Genomic DNA, 19,573 nt, shown 5'->3' on the forward strand with positions numbered 1-19,573 from the left:
CATGTCTTCCACGCTTTCCCCTCGCGCTCGTTCCCTGGTGTTGCTGCTTTCCTTTGCAGCGGTGTACATCGGCTGGGGCACCACCTACCTGGCCAACCACTTTCTACTGCTTGAATTGCCGCCCTTTGTGATCGTGACCCTGCGCTTTTTTCTGGCCGGCAGCCTGGCCCTGGCCTGGGTGTTTATCAGCGGCCAGGCGCGCATTCAACGCAGCGATTGGGGCGGCGCGTTTATCGGCGGGCTGATGCTGATTACCGTCGGCCAGGGCGCCCTGCTCTACGCGAACCAATACCTACCCACCGGTTTGCTGGCGATGCTCTACACCAGCCTGCCGATCTGGAGCGTGGCGCTGGAGTGGTTGCTGGGCGACCGGCCGCCGCTGTGGGTGCTGTGCGGTTTGGTGTTGGCCTCGTGCGGCATCGTGTTGCTGATGAGCAATGGTCTGGGCAGTGCCGCCACCGCCCAGCAATGGTTCGCCGGCAGCCTTGTGGTGGCCGCCACGCTGATGTGGGCGATCGGCGCCTGGCTTCTACGCAGCCGCCCTTCGTTCCGCTCGACGTGGCTGGGCATGAGCCTGCAAATGCTCATCGGCGCGCTGATGCTTGCCTTGTTTGCCGCCTGGCGTGGCGAATGGAATCAACTCGACCTGACGCAGCTGTCCGCGCATGGCTGGTGGTGGTTGGCGTATTTGGTGCTGCCCGTGAGCCTGGGCGTGTATCCCGCCTACTTCTGGCTGCTGCGCGAAGTGCGCCCGAGTTTGGTCTCCACCTTTGCCTTCGTTAACCCGGTGATTGCGCTGCTGCTGGGTTATCTGCTGCTGGGCGAAAGCCTGGGAATGGCTGCGCTGGTGGCGTGCCTAGTGACGCTGGGCGGGGTGATGATGATTATTTTTGGGCGCAGATGAAGCGCCCCCGTAGGAGCTAGCTTGCTAGCGAACAAATCAGTGCTCTGTAGGAGCGGCTGGGCGGCATTCCGATTAGCCGCGATGCTTTTGGGCGGATATCGCCGTTTTCAGCCCCGGCCAATCGCGGCTGAAGCCGCTCCCACAGGGATTAGCGCTTCACTTCCAATCCTTGAGCGCCTGATCCGCCGCCTGGTTCAGGGGCTTGGCCATCAACCCTGTGGGTGCGAGGCTCACGGCGTACACCGCGCCATCGGCCATGGGCAGGTAGGTCACGCGCAACGCTTGCGGCTTGAACAGGAACAGGTCGTGCTGACCCAGCCGCAGCCAGCGCCACAGATCGATACCGAACGGGCTTTGCGCCAACGGCGCGCTGGCGTGTTGAGCCAGTTCCTGTTGCTCAATGGCCAGAAAACGGCCGGAAAGTTTTTCCAGGCGGTAGCCCGGTTGCAGGCCAATCAACGCCGCCAGCCCTTTCCATTCGATCATCCGCGCGTCGAGCTGCCAGAGATCGCCTTCCAGATTCACGCTGCGCTCATCGGCCCCCTCAAGCAGGGTGACGCGATACCGCTGCGGGCCGTCGGCCTGGAAGCTGAGGGTGACCACGGGCTTGTCTTCGGGAATGGCGTCGTAGCTCACCAGGTCATAGGCGACCGTGCCGATCAGCCCCGCCAATGCCAAAATTGCCAGGCCTACCGTGCCGCGCAACCAGCCAAGAAACCAGCTGCGATTGAGCAGAATTCGTGCGGCGACCAATACGGCCAGTAGAGCCAGCAGGGCGATGCCCCACGCCAGACCGTCATACTGCATAAAGCCAATTCCTTCTGCGGCAAATAGGCGGCATTATGCGCAGCCTCCCCCGCCACGGCCAGCCGGCATTCGGCGCAACTGACACCAGTCGACCTTTTTATGCCCTTCGAACTGCTTGTAGACCCAACCACCCTCGCCATTCTCGCGGGCGTCGCCTTTCTCGCTGGTTTTATCGACGCCATAGCCGGCGGCGGCGGCCTGCTGACCATGCCCGCACTGCTCACTGCAGGCGTGCCGCCACACCTGGCGCTGGGCACCAGCAAACTTTGCGCAACCTTCGGTTCGGCGACCGCCAGCCTGACCTTTTACCGACGCAAATTGTTCGACCCCAGCGCCTGGCGCTTCGCGCTGATCGCCACTGCCATCGGCTCAACGCTGGGCGCCATCGTCGCCCACTGGTTGCCAGCCGAATGGCTGATGCAAATGCTGCCGGTGGTGGTGTTCGCCTGCGGTTTGTACCTGCTGTTCAGCCGCACGCCTACCGCACCGGTGAACAGCGACGCGCCTATCGCGCGCCGCCGCCAATGGCCGCAAGGCTTTACGCTGGGCTTCTATGACGGCGTGGCCGGCCCAGGCACGGGGGCGTTCTGGACAGTGAGCACGCTGCTGCTCTACCCGCTCGATCTGCTGCGCGCCAGCGGCGTGGCGCGGACTATGAACTTCGTCAGCAATATCACCGCGCTGGTGGTGTTTATCATCGGCGGGCAAGTAGCGTGGGTGCTCGGTTTGAGCATGGGCGTGGCGCTGATGGCCGGTGCGTTTCTGGGGGCGCGCACGGCGATTTCGGGCGGCTCGAAATTTATCCGCCCAGTGTTCATCTTGGTGGTGTTGGCGTTGACCGCGCGGCTAGTTTGGCAGCACTGGTTCGGGCAGGCCTGAGCGGCGCGCCAGGTACACATCGATCAAGTAACGGGCAATTGAGCGGGATGCCGGCAGCGGTGGCAGGTTGTCGATCTTGAACCACTGCGCGTCTTCGATTTCCTCTTCCTGCATGACGATATCGCCGCTGGCGTATTCGGCGTGGTAGCCGAACATCAGCGAGTGCGGGAACGGCCAGCTCTGGCTGCCCAGGTATTGAATGTTCTGAATTTCAATACCCACTTCTTCGCGCACTTCGCGCGCCACGCAGGCTTCTACCGACTCACCCGGCTCAACGAAACCGGCCAGCGTGCTGTACATGCCCGGCACATAACGCGGCGAGCGGGCCAGCAGAATTTCATCACCGCGGGTGACCAGCACGATCATGCTCGGCGACAGGCGCGGGTAATGCGCCACTTGGCAATTGGGGCAGGTTGAGGAACGGTCGGTGAGCGAGCGCTGCATGCGCGTGCCGCAGCTGCCGCAGAAGCGGTAGTTGTCGGCCCAGGTAGCAATCTGCGCGGCGAAGCCTAGCAGGCGGAAGGTGTCGGCATCGCTCTGCATCATGAACTGCCGCAAGCTCTGCAAGGTGCAGCCGGGCAGTTCGGGAGCGTGGGCGAAGTCCAGCAGGTAGACGGCATCGCCATCGAAATGGCCAAGGCCGTGCTCTTCGAAGGCGGGTAGGTCCTGGCGCTTCAGCCAATCGCGGGGAAACAGCACACCGTTGCTGTCGGCGAGAAAACCCTGGCGAAAATGCGCCAGTGCCCAGCCGCCGCTCTGGCTGATATCAAGTACCGCAGGCTCCCAGCTTTTGCTCATTACGCGGCCACCTGCAGACCCAGGGCACGCACGCTTTCGGCGGCCAGGTCGAGCACGCTCGGCACGGTTTCAGGCCGCAGCACGGCGCCGCCTTCCAGGTAGTACTCAAGGCTGGTCAGGGCATCGGCCAAGGTTTCAAGCATTTGTTCAGATGGCATTTGCGCGCTCTCCAACATCTGCGTCTGAATGTAATCGGCGCAGGCGCCCACCAGCAGGGCCGCGCGTTCCTGATTGAGGAACCACAAGCCGCCGCGCACTGCCTGCAAGCTGAACGGCACGTTGGCCAGGTGCAGCTTGTCGCCGTTGGATTCGAGGTACGAGGTAATCGCGCGCTTGGCCATGACCAAGCCCGCCTGTGATTCATCGACCACTACAATTCGCGCTTCGTTCAATTGGTGCTGCGCAAACGAGGTGGCTTCATCGCCCGGCTGCGCTTCTTGCGGTCGCGCATCACGGCGCTCGCCGCTTTCCAGGCTGGCGACCATGCTTTCGACATACAGCACGGCGTCGGCAAGTTTGTGCAACGCCGGCACTTCAATCGGTTCCGCGTCGTTCCAGCCGGCCACGACCTGCAATTGATTCTGCAGGGTCGCACCCGCCGAGCTGAGGCCCACCATGCCGAGGGTTTTTGCCAACTTGCCGAGCAGGCCGTGCAAGGTGGTGAGGCGTTCGCTGTCGACGGTGCCGCGCTCGATCAGGTCGAGCAGGTCTTTCACACTGGCCAGTTCTTCACGAATGGCCGACGACAACGAGCGCATTACCGAACGGCCGGGGCCTGCCAGCAGTTGCGATTCTTCTTCCAGCAACTGATCGGTAAAGGGCAGCGGCAGCAGGCCGAACACTTCTCGCACCTGAGACGCTTGCGGCCCATGGCTGTCGGCCAGCGCGACCAAATACAGCAATTCTTTGAGCAGATTGCGCGGCGCTTCGTAGCTGGCATTGCCGAGCAGTTGCTTGAGCTCGCGGTCAATGCGGGCGAACAGTTGCTTGCGCGCTTTACGCGGCAGCAATTGGCCGTCCACTTGGGCCTCCAGCGCGGCGGCGCCGATCCAGCACAGGCGGCCACGCGGCTGACTGGCGAACAGGCTGTCGAGACGGCTCAAGGCGCGGCCCATCAGCTTCAAGCCGGCTTGCGGGCTTTCTTCACGGATAAAGCCGAGCAGCCCCACCTGGTACATATGACGCAGGCGGCGCAGGTCATCGGCGTGGGCGGCTACGTCCACCGGCGTACCGGTTTGCGGACGGGTTTGGTCCAGACGGGCGCTGAAGAAAAAGCTTTCCGGCAGCGGTGGTTGCGAACCGGCAGCGCGCAGGTCGTTGATGGCGGGCAGCAGCAGCTCCGGCAGTTCCTGGCGATGCATCTCGACGTTTTCGAGGTAGCGGCGCAGCACGTGCAAGGCATTGTTCAACGCCGACAGCTGCACGTCGCGCTCTTCACCGGCGCCTTCGGGAATGTCGGTGGCTTGTTCCAGCACTTCCTGGGCCAGCAATTCGGCACCGGCCAGCTCGATCAGATTGAGCGTGCCGCGAATTTGCTGCAGGTATTCCACCGCTTGTTGCAGCAGGCTGCCGTTGTTGCGCTCGGCAATAAACTGCTCAAGGCTCAGTTCCGCCTCTTCCATGGTGGCGAACAGCTCGTCGCGCACCAAACTCAGGGATGTGGCTCCAGAAACCATGGCCTACAGCGCCTCCCGCGCCAGTGAGAAATACGCGCGCATCAGTCTGCGAATTCAGGCTTTTGCTTGCTCATGTGCGCGGCCATGGCCACGCGCAGATCGGCAGATTGCAACATGGTGGCGTTCCAGGTGGCGACGTATTCCAGGCCGTCGTCCACGCGGTGATCACGCATGTAGCCGATCATTTTTTTCGTGCCACGAATGGCAATTGGCGATTTGCTGGCGATTTCCCGGGCGATGCCGAACACACCGTCGAGCAACGCCGCTTCATCTACAAACGTGCGATTGACCAGGCCGATGCTGCGCGCTTCTTCGCCGCCGATGGTGCGGCCGGTAAATGCCAGCTCACGCATCATGCCGTCGCCAATGATGCGCGGCAGACGTTGCAGGGTGCCGACGTCAGCGGCCATGCCCATGTCGATTTCTTTGATCGAGAATTGCGCGTTCAGCGTCGAGTAGCGCATGTCGCAGGCGCTGATCAGGTCGATGGCGCCGCCCAGGCAGTAGCCCTGAATGGCCGCCAGCACTGGCTTGCGGCAGGCGTCGACGGCGTTGAACGAGCTTTGTAATTCGAGAATTTTGCGCCGCAGCACTTCGGCGTTGCGGCCAGGGTCTTTACCGAGCTGGCTGCCGACTTGCGCCAGCATCATCAGGTCGATACCGGAGGAGAAGTGTTTTCCCGCGCCGGAGATCACCACCACGCGAACGTCGTCGGTGGTGTCGATCCAATTGAAGATTTCCACGATTTCGGTCCAGAAGTCCGCGCTCATGGCGTTGACCTTTTCTGGGCGGTTGATCACCACATGGGCGATCTTGTCGGCCAGTTCTACACGGAACGCTTTGTAGGCGGACATCTTGGCCTTCCTCATTTCTGCTGCACGTGCGCGCATAGAATGTTGTTGTGGATAAAACCGCGCAACTATAACAAGCACGTCATAAAAGTCGATGCCGACGGTGTGACGCAGACCACGCTGCCAGTCTTCACACCGCTGCTCGACTAAAGGCTTTAAGCGCTTGATCTGTCTGGTATCTTGCCAGCGCCTCAAACCCACATTCGAATAAGGTCCGCCCGCAATGCCAACCTCGCTCGCCCCCGCCTTCGCGCGCAACTTTCTGGGCCACTCGCCACGCTGGTACAAGCTCTGCATTCTCGCCTTTCTGATCCTCAACCCGCTGGCACTCTGGACGCTCGGGCCGATGGTGGCAGGCTGGATGCTGGTGGCTGAATTCATTTTCACCCTGGGCATGGCGCTCAAGTGCTACCCGCTGCAACCCGGCGGTTTGCTGGTGATCGAAGCGCTGCTGCTGCACATGGCCGGACCGCAGGCGCTGTACGACGAGCTGGCGCATAACTTCCCGGTGATTTTGCTGCTGATGTTTATGGTCGCCGGCATCTACTTTATGAAAGACCTGTTGCTGCTGGTGTTCTCCAAGCTGCTGCTGGGGGTCAAGTCCAAGGCGTTGCTGGGGCTGACGTTCTGCCTGATGGCCGCGTTCCTCTCGGCATTTCTCGACGCCCTGACCGTGATCGCCGTGGTCATCACCGTTTGCCTGGGTTTCTATCAAGTGTTCCACCGCTTCGCCTCTTGCCAGACCCCGCAGTGCGACGAAGGCGAAGACAGCGATGTGGACGAACAGAAACGCCACGACCTCAACCAATTCCGCGCTTTCTTGCGCAGCTTGCTGATGCATGGCGCGGTCGGCACCGCGCTCGGCGGCGTGTGCACGCTAGTGGGTGAACCGCAAAACCTGCTGATCGGCCATGAAGTGGGCTGGGACTTCATCACCTTCTTCTTAAAGGTGGCGCCCGTGTCGCTGCCCGTGCTGGTGGCGGGTTTGGTGACCTGCGTATTGCTGGAGAAGCTGCGCTGGTTCGGTTACGGCACCGAGTTGCCGGAATCAGTGCGCAACGTATTGGCCGACCATGCCGCCCGCGAATCGAAACATCGCACCCAGGCAGACACGGCGAGCTTGATCGTGCAGGGTCTGGCGGCGTTGATTCTGATCGGCTGCCTGGCCTTCCACGTGGCGGAAGTGGGCTTGATCGGTTTGCTGGTCATCGTGCTGATTACCGCATTCAGCGGCATCACCGACGAGCACCGCATCGGCAACGCCTTCAAAGACGCGCTGCCCTTCACTGCCTTGCTCGTGGTGTTTTTTGCCGTGGTGGCGGTGATTCATGAACAGCAGCTGTTCACGCCCATTATCCAGGCCGTGCTGGCGCTGCCGTCCGAGCAGCAGCCGACCATGCTGTTTATTGCCAACGGCTTGCTGTCGGCCATCAGCGACAACGTGTTTGTGGCCACCATCTATATCACCGAGGTGAAACGCGAATTCGCCGCCGGCAACATGAGCCGCGAGCATTTCGAAGCGCTGGCCGTGGCGATTAACACCGGCACCAACCTGCCGAGCGTGGCCACGCCTAATGGCCAGGCGGCGTTCCTGTTTCTACTGACCTCGTCGTTGGCGCCGTTAGTGCGGTTGTCGTACGGCCGCATGACGTGGATGGCGTTGCCGTACACCATCGTCATGAGCCTGCTGGGCTGGTGGGCGGTGGCGCACTGGTTGTAAGCCCAACGGGTTCTTGGCGAAAATCACGCGTACAAGCGGCTTTTAATCACCCTGAGGCATATACGCGCCGCAGCTGGTGCGTAAATGATTTAAAAACAGCCCTTTACAGCGTAATGGTCTGACTATGCTTCAACAGGAGCGGCTAACCCCGCTCCCGGTGGGGCCTTTTCGAAAAATCGTTTCAACACCGCTGCCAGGCGCCAAGGTCTCACCGGTCACCTTTCTTCGAGGTTGCCATGGGCATTGCCGCCAGTGATTTATGCCAACACGTTATCCGCCCTACCCTCCTCTACCTGGATCGGCACAGCCCGTGCGCCGAATCCTTTCTGCTGTGCACCGCCGCTTGTCAGTCGGCCCTCGGTTCGGCGCTGGATGATCCGCACGGTCACGGCCTGTACCGAATCGCCGATTTGCGTCACCAAACGCTCTGGGACCACCACCTTGCACTCGATCCAGAACTGGCCAGCCGCGTTCGCGGATTAGCCAGCCAGCACGCCTTTCTCGCCGCGCCCCACTTGGAATTGACGGTGAACCTGCGTTACGCCACCGCCATCGCCTGGCTTATGGTCGAGGCGCAAAGCCCCGGCCTGCCTGAGGGAGACGACATAATGGGCATGGCGCGCGTGTGGCGGCAGGTGTTTCAACCGGAGGGCCGCGAGCGTGATTTCAGCCGCGCGTGGCATCACTACGTCGGCAAAGCCCGCCAGGCGGCGTAAAAACAGCTGGAACAAAACGGCAAAAGTACGCTCGTACAAGATTGCCGACGTTGCCATCACAATGCCCTGAGTTGTAGGACAATTACGGGAAAATTTGCGATCTTGAGCGACTGGCCAGGAAATATGAATCCTGATAATTTCCGCCACCCGTACACAATTACAACAGGACTATTCCATGAAACACGCCTGGTTCAAGACCACCCTAGCCCTGACTATTTCTGCCGCTTCCAGCTACTCCCTGGCTGGCGGTTTTGCCCTTAACGAACAAAGCGTCAGCGGCATGGGTTCTTCCTTCGCCGGGCGCTCCTCCTCGGCTGAAGATGCGACCACCCTGTTCGGCAACCCTGCCGGCATGTCGCGCCTCAAGCGCCAGGAAGTCAGCGTTGGTGCGGCGGCCATCTCGGCCAAAACCGACATCAAGCACGCCAGCGGCTCCACCTCCGGCAGCAACGACGGCGACATGGTGCCGTTCACTGCCGTGCCCATGGGCTACTACGTGAACCCGGTAAATGAGCAATGGGCATTTGGCGTAGGCGTGTACGCCCCGTTCGGCTTGATCACCGACTACGAAGGTGACTTCCAGGGCCGTAAGTTCGGCGACTACAGCGAAGTGAAAGTGGTCACCGTGCAGCCGACCGTAAGCTTCCGTGTGAACGACGAGTTGTCGGTGGGTTTTGGCCCGACCATCAACCGCATCGATGGCAAGTTGGAGAGCGCGCTCGGCAGCCCGAGTCCGCTTGCTCCGGCAGAGAGCCGCGTGAAAATCAAAGGCGACGACACCGCTATCGGCTACAACGTCGGCGTTCTGTACGAATTCACCCCGCAAACCCGGGCCGGCGTGACGTACCACTCCAAGGTCAAATACAAGCTGGACGGCGACACCACGGTTTCCGGCAGCAACCCGATCTACGCCTCGATAGGCGCGTACGGTAAGTACGATGCTTCGCTGGACCTGACCACGCCTGAATCCGTTGATGCGTCGATCACCCATGACGTCAACGACGCCTGGACTCTGTACGCCGGCAGCACCTGGACTCGCTGGAGCCGCCTGAAAGAAATCACCGTAGAAAACGACGGCGTACGAGGCCCAGCTTCGGCCAGCCTGTCGAGCATCACCGAAGAACAAAACTGGCATGACACGTGGGGTTACGCAGTAGGCACCGCCTACAAGCTGAACCCACAGTGGACAGTGCGCGCCGGTCTGGCCTTCGACCAAAGCCCAACCAACAACGCCGATCGTTCGCCGCGCATTCCTACCGGCGACCGGACTGCCGTGAGCTTCGGCGTAGGTTGGAATCCGACTCAGGACCTGACCGTGGACCTGGCCTACTCGTACCTGTGGGAAGAAGACACCAAGGTCAACCAACTCGATACCGAAGGCACCAAAGGCTCGTACCGCGCCACCTACGAAAACAGCGCGCACGGTTTCGGTACTCAGGTTTCGTACCGCTTCTGATTGTTGGTCGTAAGCCGCCGTCATCCTCGCGAGCACGGCGGTGCAACGACTCAGGATCTAGCAAAGAGATGCGTCACTTGATGCACGCTGGACCCCGAATCGTCGGACTACCTCGCTCATGAGGATGACGGTGCTCTTCTTCCAACCTCCGTCATCCTCGCGCACGCGGGGATCCAGAATTTTGCAGGCAAGTGCTTACCTCTGATCATTCGAGTTCCGAGTCGTCGAACCGCGGCTTTCGCGGGAATGAAGCCGGCCGGGATCACCACGTGTTTTGTTACACCCCACGCTTTACCCCCACATTCACACAACAAAACCTCCTTGGTCTTACCGCTCACCGCTCTATAATCGCGCCCTTGCGTGATGGAGGCCTACATGAGCGCGATCCAAATCAAGTCCCCCGCCCTGACCCTTAAAGCCGGCAGCAAAGCCTTGGCGCGAATTCGTGAGCGTGGCTTGGCGCCATCTGACGTGGGCATTCTGCCGGGCGCCGCGGGCGGTCCGAAGGCGTTGGGCATTCAAGGGTTGGACCTGGCGCTGTTCGGCGACTGGCTGCCACGCGCACCGCGTCAACGCGCGCTGATCGGTGCTTCCATCGGCTCTTGGCGCTTCGCCAGTGCTTGTCTGCCTGACGCGGCGGCCGGCATTCAGCGCCTGGGCGAGCTGTATACCCAGCAGCGTTTCGCCAAGGGCGTGAGCATGGCGCAAGTGACGCAGAGCTGCGTGCGCATGCTCGACGACTTGCTCGAAGGCCAGGACGAACACGTACTGAACAATCCCCACTACAGCCTGAACATCATGGTGGTGCGCAGCCTTGGTCTGCTCGCTCATGACCGCCGTGGCGCGCTGGGGTTGGGGTTGTCGTCGGTAATCGGCAACAACCTGCTCGGCCGCCCGCGCCTGTCGCGCCATTTCGAGCGGGTGATTTTGCACGACGCTCGCAACCAGCCGCCGCTTAGCGCCCTCAGCGATTTCCCCTCGCGCTTGCTGCACTTGGACGTGAACAACTTGCGCCACGCCCTGCTCGCCTCCGGCTCCATTCCCATGGTGATGGAAGGCGTGCGCGATATTCCCGGCGCCGGCGCGGGCACTTACCGCGACGGCGGTTTGCTCGATTACCACCTCGACCTGCCCTACAGCGGCGATGACGTGGTGCTCTATCCGCACTTCACCGACAAAGTCATTCCCGGCTGGTTTGACAAGGGTCTGCCGTGGCGCAAAGGCGACAACGTGCGCCTGCAAAACGTGTTGCTGCTGGCGCCCTCGCGCGAGTACCTGGCGAAACTGCCCTTCGGCAAACTGCCAGATCGCAAAGACTTCACCCGCTTTCTGGGCGATGACGCCGGGCGCGAACGCTACTGGCGCACCGCGATGGACGCGAGCCGGCGGATGGGCGACGAGTTTCTCGAACTGGTTGATGGCAACACGCTTGGCGAGCGCTTGGTGGCGCTGTAAAACCACACAGGGAAATTTCCGAGTACTACCAAGGACCGGTCATGAAGCTTGCAGTTGCCATCATCCACGGCATTGGCACCCAACCCGCGCAGTTCAATAGCGACGGTTACCACGTATTCGCCCAGGGCCTGATCAGCCAGTTGCGCCTGCGCCTGGGCGAGCAGGCAGAACAGGTGGCGTTTCAGAGCCTGTACTGGGCCGACGTGCTCGATGACCGCGAATTTGCCTATCTGGAAAAGCTCAAAGCCGAGCCGGTGACGTGGCGCTGGCTGCGCCGGGCGGTCACGCTGTTTCTCGGCGATGCCAGCGGCTACCGCAAGGTCAGCGAAGCGTACGACACCACCTACCAACAAGTGCACCAAACGGTGCGTCAGGGCCTGCAAGCGCTGCGCGCCAAGGTGGATGCCGACACGCCGCTGGTGGTGCTGGCGCACTCGCTGGGCGGGCATATTTTTTCCAACTACGCCTGGGACCAACAGCAGCTGAACGCCACGCCCAGCTGCCCGCTGGACCCATTCCTGGGCTTGGAAACCCTGGCCGGGCTGATCACCTTTGGCTGCAATATTCCGCTGTTCACCTTCGCCTATAACCCAGTGCTGCCGATTCGCTTTCCTGGCAACTGCCTGAGTGCGTCCGTGCGCGAACGGGCGCGCTGGCTTAACCTTTATGCACCGGCGGATGCACTGGGTTATCCCTTGCGTCCGCTGCCGAATTACGCCGACGTGGTGTACGAAGACCGTGCCATGGCCGTAGGCCCTTGGTACAAACGGCACACCCCTTTGAGTCATATGGAGTATTGGAACGATGGTGGCTTTCACGCCTATGTGGCGGATTATCTGCATCAGCTGCTGCCTGCTTGCAGCGACTGAAACCCACGCCGCACTAAGCGCGCAGAGCCGTGGCGAAGTAGACAAATTGCTGGTGTTCGTCGAGAACAGCGGCTGCAGTTTTATCCGCAACGGCAGTGCTTACGACGGCAAGGAAGCGCGTATGCACCTGCAACAAAAGCTCGACTACCTGGAAAACAAAGGCCTGGTCGACAGCAGCGAAGACTTCATCAAGCGCGCGGCTACCGGCAGCAGCATCAGCGGCAAGGCCTACAGCGTCGACTGCAACGGCCAGCAGCAGCCGTCGGCCGATTGGTTGAATGGGGAATTGCAGCGGATTCGTAAGCCCTGACTAACTGAAAACCCTCTCCCCAGCCCTCTCCCGCAAGCGGGCAGAGGGAGCGGAAGGCGGCGGATTTTCAACGTGGCGGCCAGCTTGAAAGCCTCCGTCGTTCCCGCGCAGGCGGGAAGCCAGACGTTCAAGCCGAACGCATTACTCCAGCTTCCCAGCCGGCCCAAAGAACTCGTAATGACACTGCGCCGCCGGCACACCCAAACCGCGCAAGCTGCGGTTCACGTGGGCCATAAACGGTTGCGGGCCGAGGAAGTAGGCGTCGAAGTCGCGGCTTTCGGGTAGCCACTGGGCCAAGCGTTCTTCGGTCAAAAAGCCCTGCTCAATGTGCCGGTCTTCTTCGCGCGGCTCGCTGTAGCAGTAGAAGCGTTTGAGCTGTGGATAGTCCTGCGCCTTTGTCTCCAGCCACGCCTGAAACCCGTGTACGCCGCCGTGGCGCGCACAGTGGATAAAGTGAATCTCGCGGCCACTGGGCAACGCCTGTTCCAACATGGCCAGCGCCGGGGTGATGCCGACACCGGCGGTGATCAGTGCCAGCGGTTTGTCGGAGGCTTGCAAGGTAAACGCGCCCGCCGGTGGGAATAGTTCAAGGCTATCGCCGACGTTCAGGCGGTCGTGCAGGTAACCCGACACGCGTCCGCCTGGCTCACGCTTCACGCTGATGCGGTACTCGCGGCCGTTCGGCGCAGCAGACAGCGAGTAGTTGCGGCGCAGGTCATCGCCGTCGATATCCAGACGCAGGCCGATGTACTGGCCCGGCGCAAAGTTCATGAGCGCGCCACCGTCAGCCGGCACCCAGTAGAACGAGGTGATTTCTTCACTTTCCACTTCTTTGCGGGCCAGGCGGAATTGCCGACCACCGCGCCAGCCGCCTTCAGCCTGCTCGCTGGCGCTGTACATGTTTTCTTCAATGCCCATAAGCAGGTTCGACAATTGGCCATATGCCGCAGCCCAGGCGTCGATGACCTCGTCGGTCGCCACTTCCGAACCCAGCACTTCACGAATGGCATTGAGCAGGCAGGTGCCGACGATGGGGTAATGCTCGGGCAGAATTTGCAGGGCCACGTGTTTATTAACGATCTGCCCCACCAGCGGCCCCAAGGTTTCCAGGCGGTCGATAAACTTGGCGTACATGAGCACTGCATTGGCCAACGCCCGGGCTTGCGCGCCGCTGGCTTGGTGCGTCTGGTTGAACAGCGGGCGCACCTGGGGATAGTCGCGCAGCATGGTGTCGTAGAAATGCGTGGTCAGCGCTTCGCCGCCAGATTCGAGCAGCGGCACGGTGGCTTTGATCAAGACGGTTTGCGGGGCAGTGAGCATGAGTTCTTTCCTTGGCTGTGGTAGGGTTTTTCCCAGCTAGACATTCCAGGTTTCATGCCAACTATTAGTTCCTTACTTTTCAATTACTTGCATAATTTAAAAGTCGTAATGACACGCGTCACTTTGACACCAAGAGGGTCGTTATGACCGCCACGTCACTGCTCAATGCGTTTCTTCCTCTGGTGGCCGACTTGTCTCGCGAGCTGCCCGAAGGCGAGCGTTACCGCCGTTTACTGGATGCCCTGCGCGACCTGCTGCCCTGCGACGCCACCGCGTTATTGCGCCTGGAAGGCGAGCAGTTGGTGCCACTGGCCGTTCATGGTTTAAGCGCCGACACCCTTGGGCGACGCTTCAAAGTGGCGGAGCACCCGCGTTTAAAAGCGCTGCTGGAAAACCGCGAGCCCACACACTTCGCCGCCGACAGCGATTTGCCCGACCCGTATGACGGCTTGGTTGAAGGCGTGCAGGGCCATTTGGAAGTGCACGATTGCATGGGCTGCTCGCTGTACCTCGACGACCGCCCGTGGGGTGTGCTGACGCTCGACGCGTTGGACGCGGCCTGCTTTAGCCCTGCCGATCTGAACACCTTGGCGGCCTTCTCCAGCCTGGCGGCGGCGACGGTGAAGGCAGGCGAGCGCATCAGCCATCTGGCCCGCGATGCCCACGACCAACACCAACTCGCCGAGGTCTACAAACAGGCGGCGGCCCAGGCGCAGACCAAGGAAATGATTGGCCAGAGCCCGGCCCACAAGCGTTTGGTGGAAGAGATTGCGGTGGTCGGCAACAGCGAGCTGAGCGTGTTGATCAGTGGCGAAACCGGTGTCGGCAAAGAGTTGGTGGCCCAGGCCATTCACGCTCAGTCACCGCGCGCCAAGGCGCCGATGATCAGCCTCAACTGCGCCGCCCTGCCGGAAACCCTGGTGGAGAGCGAGCTGTTCGGCCACGTGCGTGGCGCGTTCTCCGGCGCGGTAAACGAGCGGCGCGGCAAGTTCGAACTGGCCGATGGCGGCACGTTGTTTCTCGATGAAGTCGGTGAACTGCCGCTGCCGGTCCAGGCTAAATTGCTGCGGGTTCTGCAGAGCGGGCAACTGCAACGGGTGGGGTCAGACAAAGAACACCACGTGAATGTGCGGGTGCTGGCGGCAACCAATCGCGACCTGGCCGAAGAGGTGCGCGCCGGTCGTTTCCGCGCCGACCTCTATCACCGCCTGAGCGTGTATCCGCTGCGCGTGCCGCCGTTGCGCGAACGGGGCCGCGATGTGTTGCTGCTCGCCGGGTTTTTCCTCGAAGACAACCGTCCGCGCCTGGGCTTGCGCAGCCTGCGCCTGGCGGCTGATGCGCAAGCGGCATTGCTGGCGTACGACTGGCCGGGCAACGTGCGCGAGCTGGAGCATCTAATCGGCCGCGCCTCGCTCAAAGCGCTGGCCGCCTGCCGCGAACGACCGCGAATTCTCAGCCTGAATGCCGCCGACCTGGCACTGCCTGCCGCGCAGCCTGCCGGGCTGAGCCAAACGCTGGAAGTGCCGGCCGTTGAGGGCGCAGTGGGCGATTTACGCCAGCACCTGGACGACTATCAACGTCAGCTCATCAGCGCCTGCCTGGAGCGTCATCAAGGGAGCTGGGCCAGCGCAGCGCGCGAGCTTGGGCTGGACCGCGCCAACCTCAACCGCCTGGCCAAGCGGCTGAACCTGAAGGCGTAACGCACTTCCTGACCGGCGAGACAAGCTCGCTATGGGTAAAGCCTGGGCCGAACTGCTAGACTCGCCGGCTGTTTTTGCCGCCCCCTTTCTCAGAGCGTTACGCCGTGGAACTGTTTAAAGAATTCATCTTCGAAGCCGCACACCGTCTGCCTCACGTGCCTGCCGGGCACAAATGCGGACGCCTGCACGGCCACTCCTTCCGCGTTGCCATTTACATCGAAGGCGACGTTGATCCCTACACCGGCTGGATCCGCGACTTCTCCGAAATCAAAGCGATCTTCAAGCCGCTGTACGAGCAGTTGGATCACAACTACCTCAACGACATTCCCGGCCTGGAAAACCCCACCAGCGAAGTGCTCAGCAAATGGATCTGGCAACAGCTCAAACCGTTGCTGCCCGAGCTGTCGCGCGTGCGCATTCACGAAACCTGCACCAGCGGGTGTGAATACCGCGGCGATTGATCCGCAGCCTCAACAATCACCTGTAGGAGCGGCTTTAGCCGCGATGCTTTTACATCAAGAGCATCGCGACTGAGGGTGCGGCTAACGCGATGCTTTGCGGCGCAAGGCGGCGGGGCTGAAGTTGGCGTCGTCTGGCGAGGGCTTGCTGAAGTCGGCGGTGCCGGGTTCTTCGTTGTCGAGCCATTGCACGCTGTAGCGCCGCGCTTGCAGGTCGTGGAAGGTGTCCAGCGCGGTCCATACGGTGGGCAGTTCGTAGAAGCTTTTCAGGTAGGCCATGGACACCCGCCACAACTCCCCTCGCCCGTCGTATTGATCCACTACCGCCGCGCCCCAGCTGTCTTCGTCGAGGAACAGCGTGCGCTTGGAGTAGATGTGCCGCGCGCCCGCTTTCAATTTGCCTTCCACTACCCACACGCGGTGCAGTTCGTAGCGCGTGTATTTGGGGTTGATGTGGCCGGGCTTGAGCAGGTCGTTGTATTTCACCTCGGGGCTGGTGAGCACGTAGTTGTTGTAGGGAATGTAGATTTCCTTTTTACCGACCAGGGTCCAGTCGTAGCGGTCGGGCGCGCCGTTGTACATGTCGGTGTCATCGGCAGTGCGCAGGCCATCGGACGATTCAATCGGCGTGTCGTAGGCCAAGGTCGGCGCGCGGCGCACGCGGCGTTGGCCAGGGTTGTAGCCCCAGGCCTGGCGCGGCTCTTTGACCTGGTCGAGCATTTCCTGCACCAGTGCACCATTGCCGGCCAGGCGCGCCGGGGCGGTGGTGAAGGTCATGTAATAGAACAAGGTGTTGTTCAGTTCGCTGTAGTTGCTCTTGGGGTTGTAGAAGCGAAACAGCGCTTCGTCCTGGGAGGTCACGAGCGAGTACTGACCGTTGCGCTGCACGCCTGCCTCGGCCGAGCGGCGAATCACGTAGGTGCCGCGATACCGCACGATGTGGTTCCAAACCGCTTCAACGCCGCTCTGTGGAATGGGAAACGGCGTGCCGCCATAGGCGTCGGCAAAGCCGTTGCCACCGTCCAGCACCTTGGCGCTGGTGGCGTTGTTGAAGGTGTTGTCGTACACCCACTGTGGCGCCGAGCCGGTGCGGTGGGTGGGGTACACCGGCATCTGGAAGGTTTCCGGGTAGGCATTGAACAAGGCGATCTGCCCGGCGGTGAGGCTGGCTTTGTACTGTTCCAGGTTGCCTTTGGTGATGGTGAACAGCGGCTTCTCGCCGGCAAACGGGTCGACGTGGTGCGCGCCCGGGCCTTTGTAGCCAGCCGGCGCTTGGGTCATGCCGCCCGTCCAGGCGGGAATGGTGCCGGCGGCGTTGCCGGCTTTTTCCGCACCCAGCGGTGTGAGGGTGGTTTTCAGCGTGGCGGCTTGCTGCGCGGAAACGCCGGCCAGGCTATCGGTGGTGCCGACGGCCAGCAGAATGGCGGCGAGCAGCAGTGAATTTTTGTTCAACATGCACGGTTCTCCAGAATTCTGTCAGGCATCAAAACGAGTACTTGGCGCTTAACGACACGTTGTCACGGTCGCGCATCGAGTTGTTGCGGCCGGCGCCGTAGTACTCGGTGTACTGCAACCCGACTTCGAAGGCGTTCAGGTAGGTGGCATCCATGCCCAGGGTGTACGCCTTGCGCCCTTCGATAAAGTTGCCGGTGCGGTCGGAGTTGCCTTGGAAATCGTCCTGGTACACCACGTACGGCGCCAACTTCACCCCGGCGTACACGTCGTTCCAACTGCCGGAGAGCAGCAAGGTGTAGCCGTAACTGTCACGGGTGATTTGGTCGGAGTCGCCGTTTTCGGGGTCGACATAGGCCTTGTCGGTGGTACTGGCGAATTTGCGCGTGCTGCCGTCATAAGCGCGGTATTTCAAGCTGCTGCCGCGGATATGTTGCGAGGCGACTTCGGCCACGCCCATGACCGAGTCGAAGCTGGCCATGGGGCCGAAGTTGTAAATGGTTGAGAGCGAGATGTTGTAGGTTTCGGCGCGCTCGTAGTTTTCGAAGAGTTGGGAGCGGCACAGTTGTTTGCCGGAGACGGCGGCGCAGGCTTGGTCGCCCGATACGCCCGCGTCGTAAATATTAGTCAGGCCGAATACGCCTTGGCCCAACACATCACCGAGCAAGTCATCCGTGGCGGCAATCGTGATCGGGGCATTGGGACGGTACGCCACTTCGCCAGAAAACGAGGCATCGCCCACGGTGGTATTGAAACTGAAGCCGTACATGCGGATGTCTTCGACGTAGTCCCGACGTGCCTGCGCGTTACTCGCCAAATCAAACGTGGCCAGCGCGCCAGTGTATTCGATGGGAAGCGCTGGAGATCCAGTCGCTAACGCCGTGGCGATGCTGGTGAGGTCGACGCCCTCGTAGCCCGACAAATCGATCGCGATCTGCGGTTCCTTGGCGTGGTAATTCACGAAGTAAAACCCGAACTCCGTGGAGTTCAGCTGCTCAGCCACATACCGGAATGACACACCGAACTGACCACTGTCGTCCGCTTCGATGTCTTTGCCGATATTGGCAACTTTAAACACGCCGGTTTCGCTGTTGAGGTAACCGTTGGGGCCAAACGGACCGGAACCAAGACCACCTACACCAAAAGCAGCCAGCCCCGAATAAAGCGGCATCAGTGGCGCCAGGTCCGCGTTGTCCGTATACGCCGTATTCCCCCCCTCCGCGAACAGGTCCGTATCACCAAAATACGTGCCCGCCGGGTCCAGCTGGGTCTCTTTCCATTTCCACTGATAAAACGCTTCCATGGACAAATCGTCGGTCAGCCCGACGTTGAAGCTGAAGGCTTCCATCGGCACCAGTACTTCTTTGAGCTCGGAGCCCGGCAGGTGGAATTTGGCGGCGTCGACCGGGTTGATGGTGTTCACGCCACCGCGATAGAACACGCCCTCGCCCCAGCTCAATACCTGGCGGCCGACTTTGGCGGCAAGGGGTTTGTCGTAGATGTCCCAGCTGCCGTAGAGATAAGCGTCGAGAATCTGCGCTTTGCGTCCGGCGTTATGGCGGGTGTCTTCGGTGAATTCGTTGTCGTTGGGGAAGTTCTGGCTGGGCCGCTCGACACCGCCGGTGGTGTCGTAATAGTCGTTGCGTTTGTCCATGATCTGCGTGTCGTAGAACGCAGTGCCGCGCACAAACGCGCCGTAATTTTGGTATTTGACCGAGAGGTCGGAGGTGGCTTTGTACACTTCGGAAACCAGGCCGGTGTCGAAGTTGCGGTTGCCGTCGTCGGCGTTGATGTCGGTGATATTGCCCTTGTCGCGGCCCTGCACGCGCCACATCGAGCCGTATGAAAGGGTGGTGTCCAACGAGCCAGTGACTTCGTTGTCAGCAAAGCTGAACTCAGCGCCCTGCGCGGCCCCCGCCACCAGCAATGGCAGTAACGCCATCGTTGCCCCCGCCCGCCATGGGCGCCCCTTTCCGTTGGAACCGCACACACGTGTGTTCATCGACAACGCTCCCTATACGCCAAGATTATTTGGGCAGCGCTAACGGCCACCCTGTTTTTTATTCATCTCTCGGCTGCTGAAGGTCGGCGCGCACGCAACTTCGACCTGCAACAGAAACTCCATCGTCCCTGGTGGCGTCACCGTGACCGGTGCGCACGCTTCGAGTTGGTACGATAGTGCAGGCAAAGTAACAAAGTGTT

General features: G+C 61.2%; 17 protein-coding genes. 10 read left to right on the forward strand and 7 right to left on the reverse strand.

Going from position 1 to position 19,573, the window contains the following annotated elements; translation table 11 throughout:
• Window position 1: 1 nt before the first annotated feature.
• The gene (locus tag ACZZ0Q_RS14755) at window positions 2–904 is read left to right on the forward strand and encodes an EamA family transporter (protein WP_122451200.1); all 903 of its coding nucleotides are present in this window, start codon (window positions 2–4) and stop codon (window positions 902–904) included.
• A 156-nt stretch (window positions 905–1,060) separates the two neighbouring features.
• Here ACZZ0Q_RS14755 and ACZZ0Q_RS14760 read toward each other — a convergent pair whose 3' ends face one another.
• Window positions 1,061–1,711, reverse strand: coding sequence for a hypothetical protein (locus tag ACZZ0Q_RS14760; RefSeq protein ID WP_463541784.1), 651 nt, complete (start codon window positions 1,709–1,711; stop codon window positions 1,061–1,063).
• A gap of 99 nt (window positions 1,712–1,810) precedes the next feature.
• Here ACZZ0Q_RS14760 and ACZZ0Q_RS14765 point away from each other — a divergent pair, with 99 nt between their 5' ends.
• Entirely contained in the window at window positions 1,811–2,590 is a 780-nt protein-coding gene (locus ACZZ0Q_RS14765; protein ID WP_122497150.1) for a TSUP family transporter, read from the forward strand.
• Here ACZZ0Q_RS14765 and nudC read toward each other — a convergent pair.
• Genes nudC through ACZZ0Q_RS14780 form a run of 3 tightly spaced genes read right to left on the reverse strand, consistent with a single transcriptional unit; the run spans window position 2,558 to window position 5,918 of the window.
• On the reverse strand, window positions 2,558–3,388 hold the full coding sequence (nudC, locus tag ACZZ0Q_RS14770) for an NAD(+) diphosphatase (protein ID WP_463541783.1): 831 nt from the start codon (window positions 3,386–3,388) through the stop codon (window positions 2,558–2,560). The two genes, ACZZ0Q_RS14765 and nudC, sit on opposite strands and share 33 nt — an antisense overlap.
• Entirely contained in the window at window positions 3,388–5,064 is a 1,677-nt protein-coding gene (locus ACZZ0Q_RS14775; protein ID WP_463541782.1) for a ferrous iron transporter B, read from the reverse strand. Before ACZZ0Q_RS14775 ends, nudC begins: the two co-directional genes overlap by 1 nt.
• Before the next feature lie 41 nt (window positions 5,065–5,105).
• Window positions 5,106–5,918: a crotonase/enoyl-CoA hydratase family protein gene (locus tag ACZZ0Q_RS14780; protein ID WP_463541781.1), complete on the reverse strand. Its 813-nt coding sequence runs from the start codon at window positions 5,916–5,918 to the stop codon at window positions 5,106–5,108.
• 220 nt (window positions 5,919–6,138) lie between these two features.
• Between ACZZ0Q_RS14780 and nhaB the strand changes: the two genes are divergently transcribed.
• From nhaB to ACZZ0Q_RS14810, 6 genes are all read left to right on the forward strand, one after another.
• A complete protein-coding gene (gene nhaB / locus ACZZ0Q_RS14785) occupies window positions 6,139–7,635 on the forward strand; it encodes a sodium/proton antiporter NhaB (RefSeq protein ID WP_463541780.1) in 1,497 nt (498 codons plus the stop codon).
• A gap of 236 nt (window positions 7,636–7,871) precedes the next feature.
• On the forward strand, window positions 7,872–8,351 hold the full coding sequence (locus ACZZ0Q_RS14790) for a hypothetical protein (protein WP_463541779.1): 480 nt from the start codon (window positions 7,872–7,874) through the stop codon (window positions 8,349–8,351).
• Window positions 8,352–8,526: 175 nt separating this feature from the next.
• Complete coding sequence (locus ACZZ0Q_RS14795; RefSeq protein ID WP_463541778.1) at window positions 8,527–9,807, forward strand: OmpP1/FadL family transporter; 1,281 nt, start codon at window positions 8,527–8,529, stop codon at window positions 9,805–9,807.
• A 375-nt stretch (window positions 9,808–10,182) separates the two neighbouring features.
• Window positions 10,183–11,262 (forward strand): patatin-like phospholipase family protein, encoded by a 1,080-nt coding sequence (locus tag ACZZ0Q_RS14800; RefSeq protein WP_463541777.1) that lies wholly within the window; start codon window positions 10,183–10,185, stop codon window positions 11,260–11,262.
• 41 nt (window positions 11,263–11,303) lie between these two features.
• Window positions 11,304–12,131: a hypothetical protein gene (locus ACZZ0Q_RS14805; RefSeq protein ID WP_463541776.1), complete on the forward strand. Its 828-nt coding sequence runs from the start codon at window positions 11,304–11,306 to the stop codon at window positions 12,129–12,131.
• Window positions 12,085–12,441, forward strand: a complete 357-nt coding sequence (locus ACZZ0Q_RS14810) for a YfeK family protein (protein ID WP_463541775.1) — start codon at window positions 12,085–12,087, stop codon at window positions 12,439–12,441. The genes ACZZ0Q_RS14805 and ACZZ0Q_RS14810 overlap by 47 nt, the downstream gene beginning before the upstream one ends.
• 141 nt (window positions 12,442–12,582) lie before the next feature.
• Here ACZZ0Q_RS14810 and hmpA read toward each other — a convergent pair whose 3' ends face one another.
• Complete coding sequence (hmpA, locus tag ACZZ0Q_RS14815) at window positions 12,583–13,761, reverse strand: NO-inducible flavohemoprotein (RefSeq protein WP_463541774.1); 1,179 nt, start codon at window positions 13,759–13,761, stop codon at window positions 12,583–12,585.
• 143 nt (window positions 13,762–13,904) lie between these two features.
• Between hmpA and norR the strand changes: the two genes are divergently transcribed.
• Both norR and queD read left to right on the forward strand, forming a co-directional pair.
• A complete protein-coding gene (gene norR / locus ACZZ0Q_RS14820; RefSeq protein WP_463541773.1) occupies window positions 13,905–15,461 on the forward strand; it encodes a nitric oxide reductase transcriptional regulator NorR in 1,557 nt (518 codons plus the stop codon).
• 104 nt (window positions 15,462–15,565) lie between these two features.
• Entirely contained in the window at window positions 15,566–15,922 is a 357-nt protein-coding gene (gene queD, locus ACZZ0Q_RS14825; protein ID WP_108099920.1) for a 6-carboxytetrahydropterin synthase QueD, read from the forward strand.
• An 81-nt stretch (window positions 15,923–16,003) separates the two neighbouring features.
• On the opposite strand, the gene ACZZ0Q_RS14830 is transcribed toward queD, so the two are convergent.
• Both ACZZ0Q_RS14830 and ACZZ0Q_RS14835 read right to left on the reverse strand, forming a co-directional pair.
• The gene (locus ACZZ0Q_RS14830; protein ID WP_463541772.1) at window positions 16,004–17,374 is read right to left on the reverse strand and encodes a DUF1329 domain-containing protein; all 1,371 of its coding nucleotides are present in this window, start codon (window positions 17,372–17,374) and stop codon (window positions 16,004–16,006) included.
• 28 nt (window positions 17,375–17,402) lie between these two features.
• A complete protein-coding gene (locus tag ACZZ0Q_RS14835) occupies window positions 17,403–19,373 on the reverse strand; it encodes a DUF1302 domain-containing protein (protein WP_463560707.1) in 1,971 nt (656 codons plus the stop codon).
• Window positions 19,374–19,573 lie beyond the last annotated feature (200 nt).

Source organism: Pseudomonas sp. AC070, from assembly GCF_979258635.1.

Coding starts and splice junctions, on each gene's coding strand:
- ACZZ0Q_RS14755 (WP_122451200.1), top strand. CDS start 2: ATGTCTTCCACGCTTTCCCCTCGCGCTCGTTCCCTGGTGTTGCTGCTT.
- ACZZ0Q_RS14760 (WP_463541784.1), bottom strand. CDS start 1,711: ATGCAGTATGACGGTCTGGCGTGGGGCATCGCCCTGCTGGCTCTACTG.
- ACZZ0Q_RS14765 (WP_122497150.1), top strand. CDS start 1,811: ATGCCCTTCGAACTGCTTGTAGACCCAACCACCCTCGCCATTCTCGCG.
- nudC (WP_463541783.1), bottom strand. CDS start 3,388: ATGAGCAAAAGCTGGGAGCCTGCGGTACTTGATATCAGCCAGAGCGGC.
- ACZZ0Q_RS14775 (WP_463541782.1), bottom strand. CDS start 5,064: ATGGTTTCTGGAGCCACATCCCTGAGTTTGGTGCGCGACGAGCTGTTC.
- ACZZ0Q_RS14780 (WP_463541781.1), bottom strand. CDS start 5,918: ATGTCCGCCTACAAAGCGTTCCGTGTAGAACTGGCCGACAAGATCGCC.
- nhaB (WP_463541780.1), top strand. CDS start 6,139: ATGCCAACCTCGCTCGCCCCCGCCTTCGCGCGCAACTTTCTGGGCCAC.
- ACZZ0Q_RS14790 (WP_463541779.1), top strand. CDS start 7,872: ATGGGCATTGCCGCCAGTGATTTATGCCAACACGTTATCCGCCCTACC.
- ACZZ0Q_RS14795 (WP_463541778.1), top strand. CDS start 8,527: ATGAAACACGCCTGGTTCAAGACCACCCTAGCCCTGACTATTTCTGCC.
- ACZZ0Q_RS14800 (WP_463541777.1), top strand. CDS start 10,183: ATGAGCGCGATCCAAATCAAGTCCCCCGCCCTGACCCTTAAAGCCGGC.
- ACZZ0Q_RS14805 (WP_463541776.1), top strand. CDS start 11,304: ATGAAGCTTGCAGTTGCCATCATCCACGGCATTGGCACCCAACCCGCG.
- ACZZ0Q_RS14810 (WP_463541775.1), top strand. CDS start 12,085: ATGTGGCGGATTATCTGCATCAGCTGCTGCCTGCTTGCAGCGACTGAA.
- hmpA (WP_463541774.1), bottom strand. CDS start 13,761: ATGCTCACTGCCCCGCAAACCGTCTTGATCAAAGCCACCGTGCCGCTG.
- norR (WP_463541773.1), top strand. CDS start 13,905: ATGACCGCCACGTCACTGCTCAATGCGTTTCTTCCTCTGGTGGCCGAC.
- ACZZ0Q_RS14830 (WP_463541772.1), bottom strand. CDS start 17,374: ATGTTGAACAAAAATTCACTGCTGCTCGCCGCCATTCTGCTGGCCGTC.
- ACZZ0Q_RS14835 (WP_463560707.1), bottom strand. CDS start 19,373: ATGAACACACGTGTGTGCGGTTCCAACGGAAAGGGGCGCCCATGGCGG.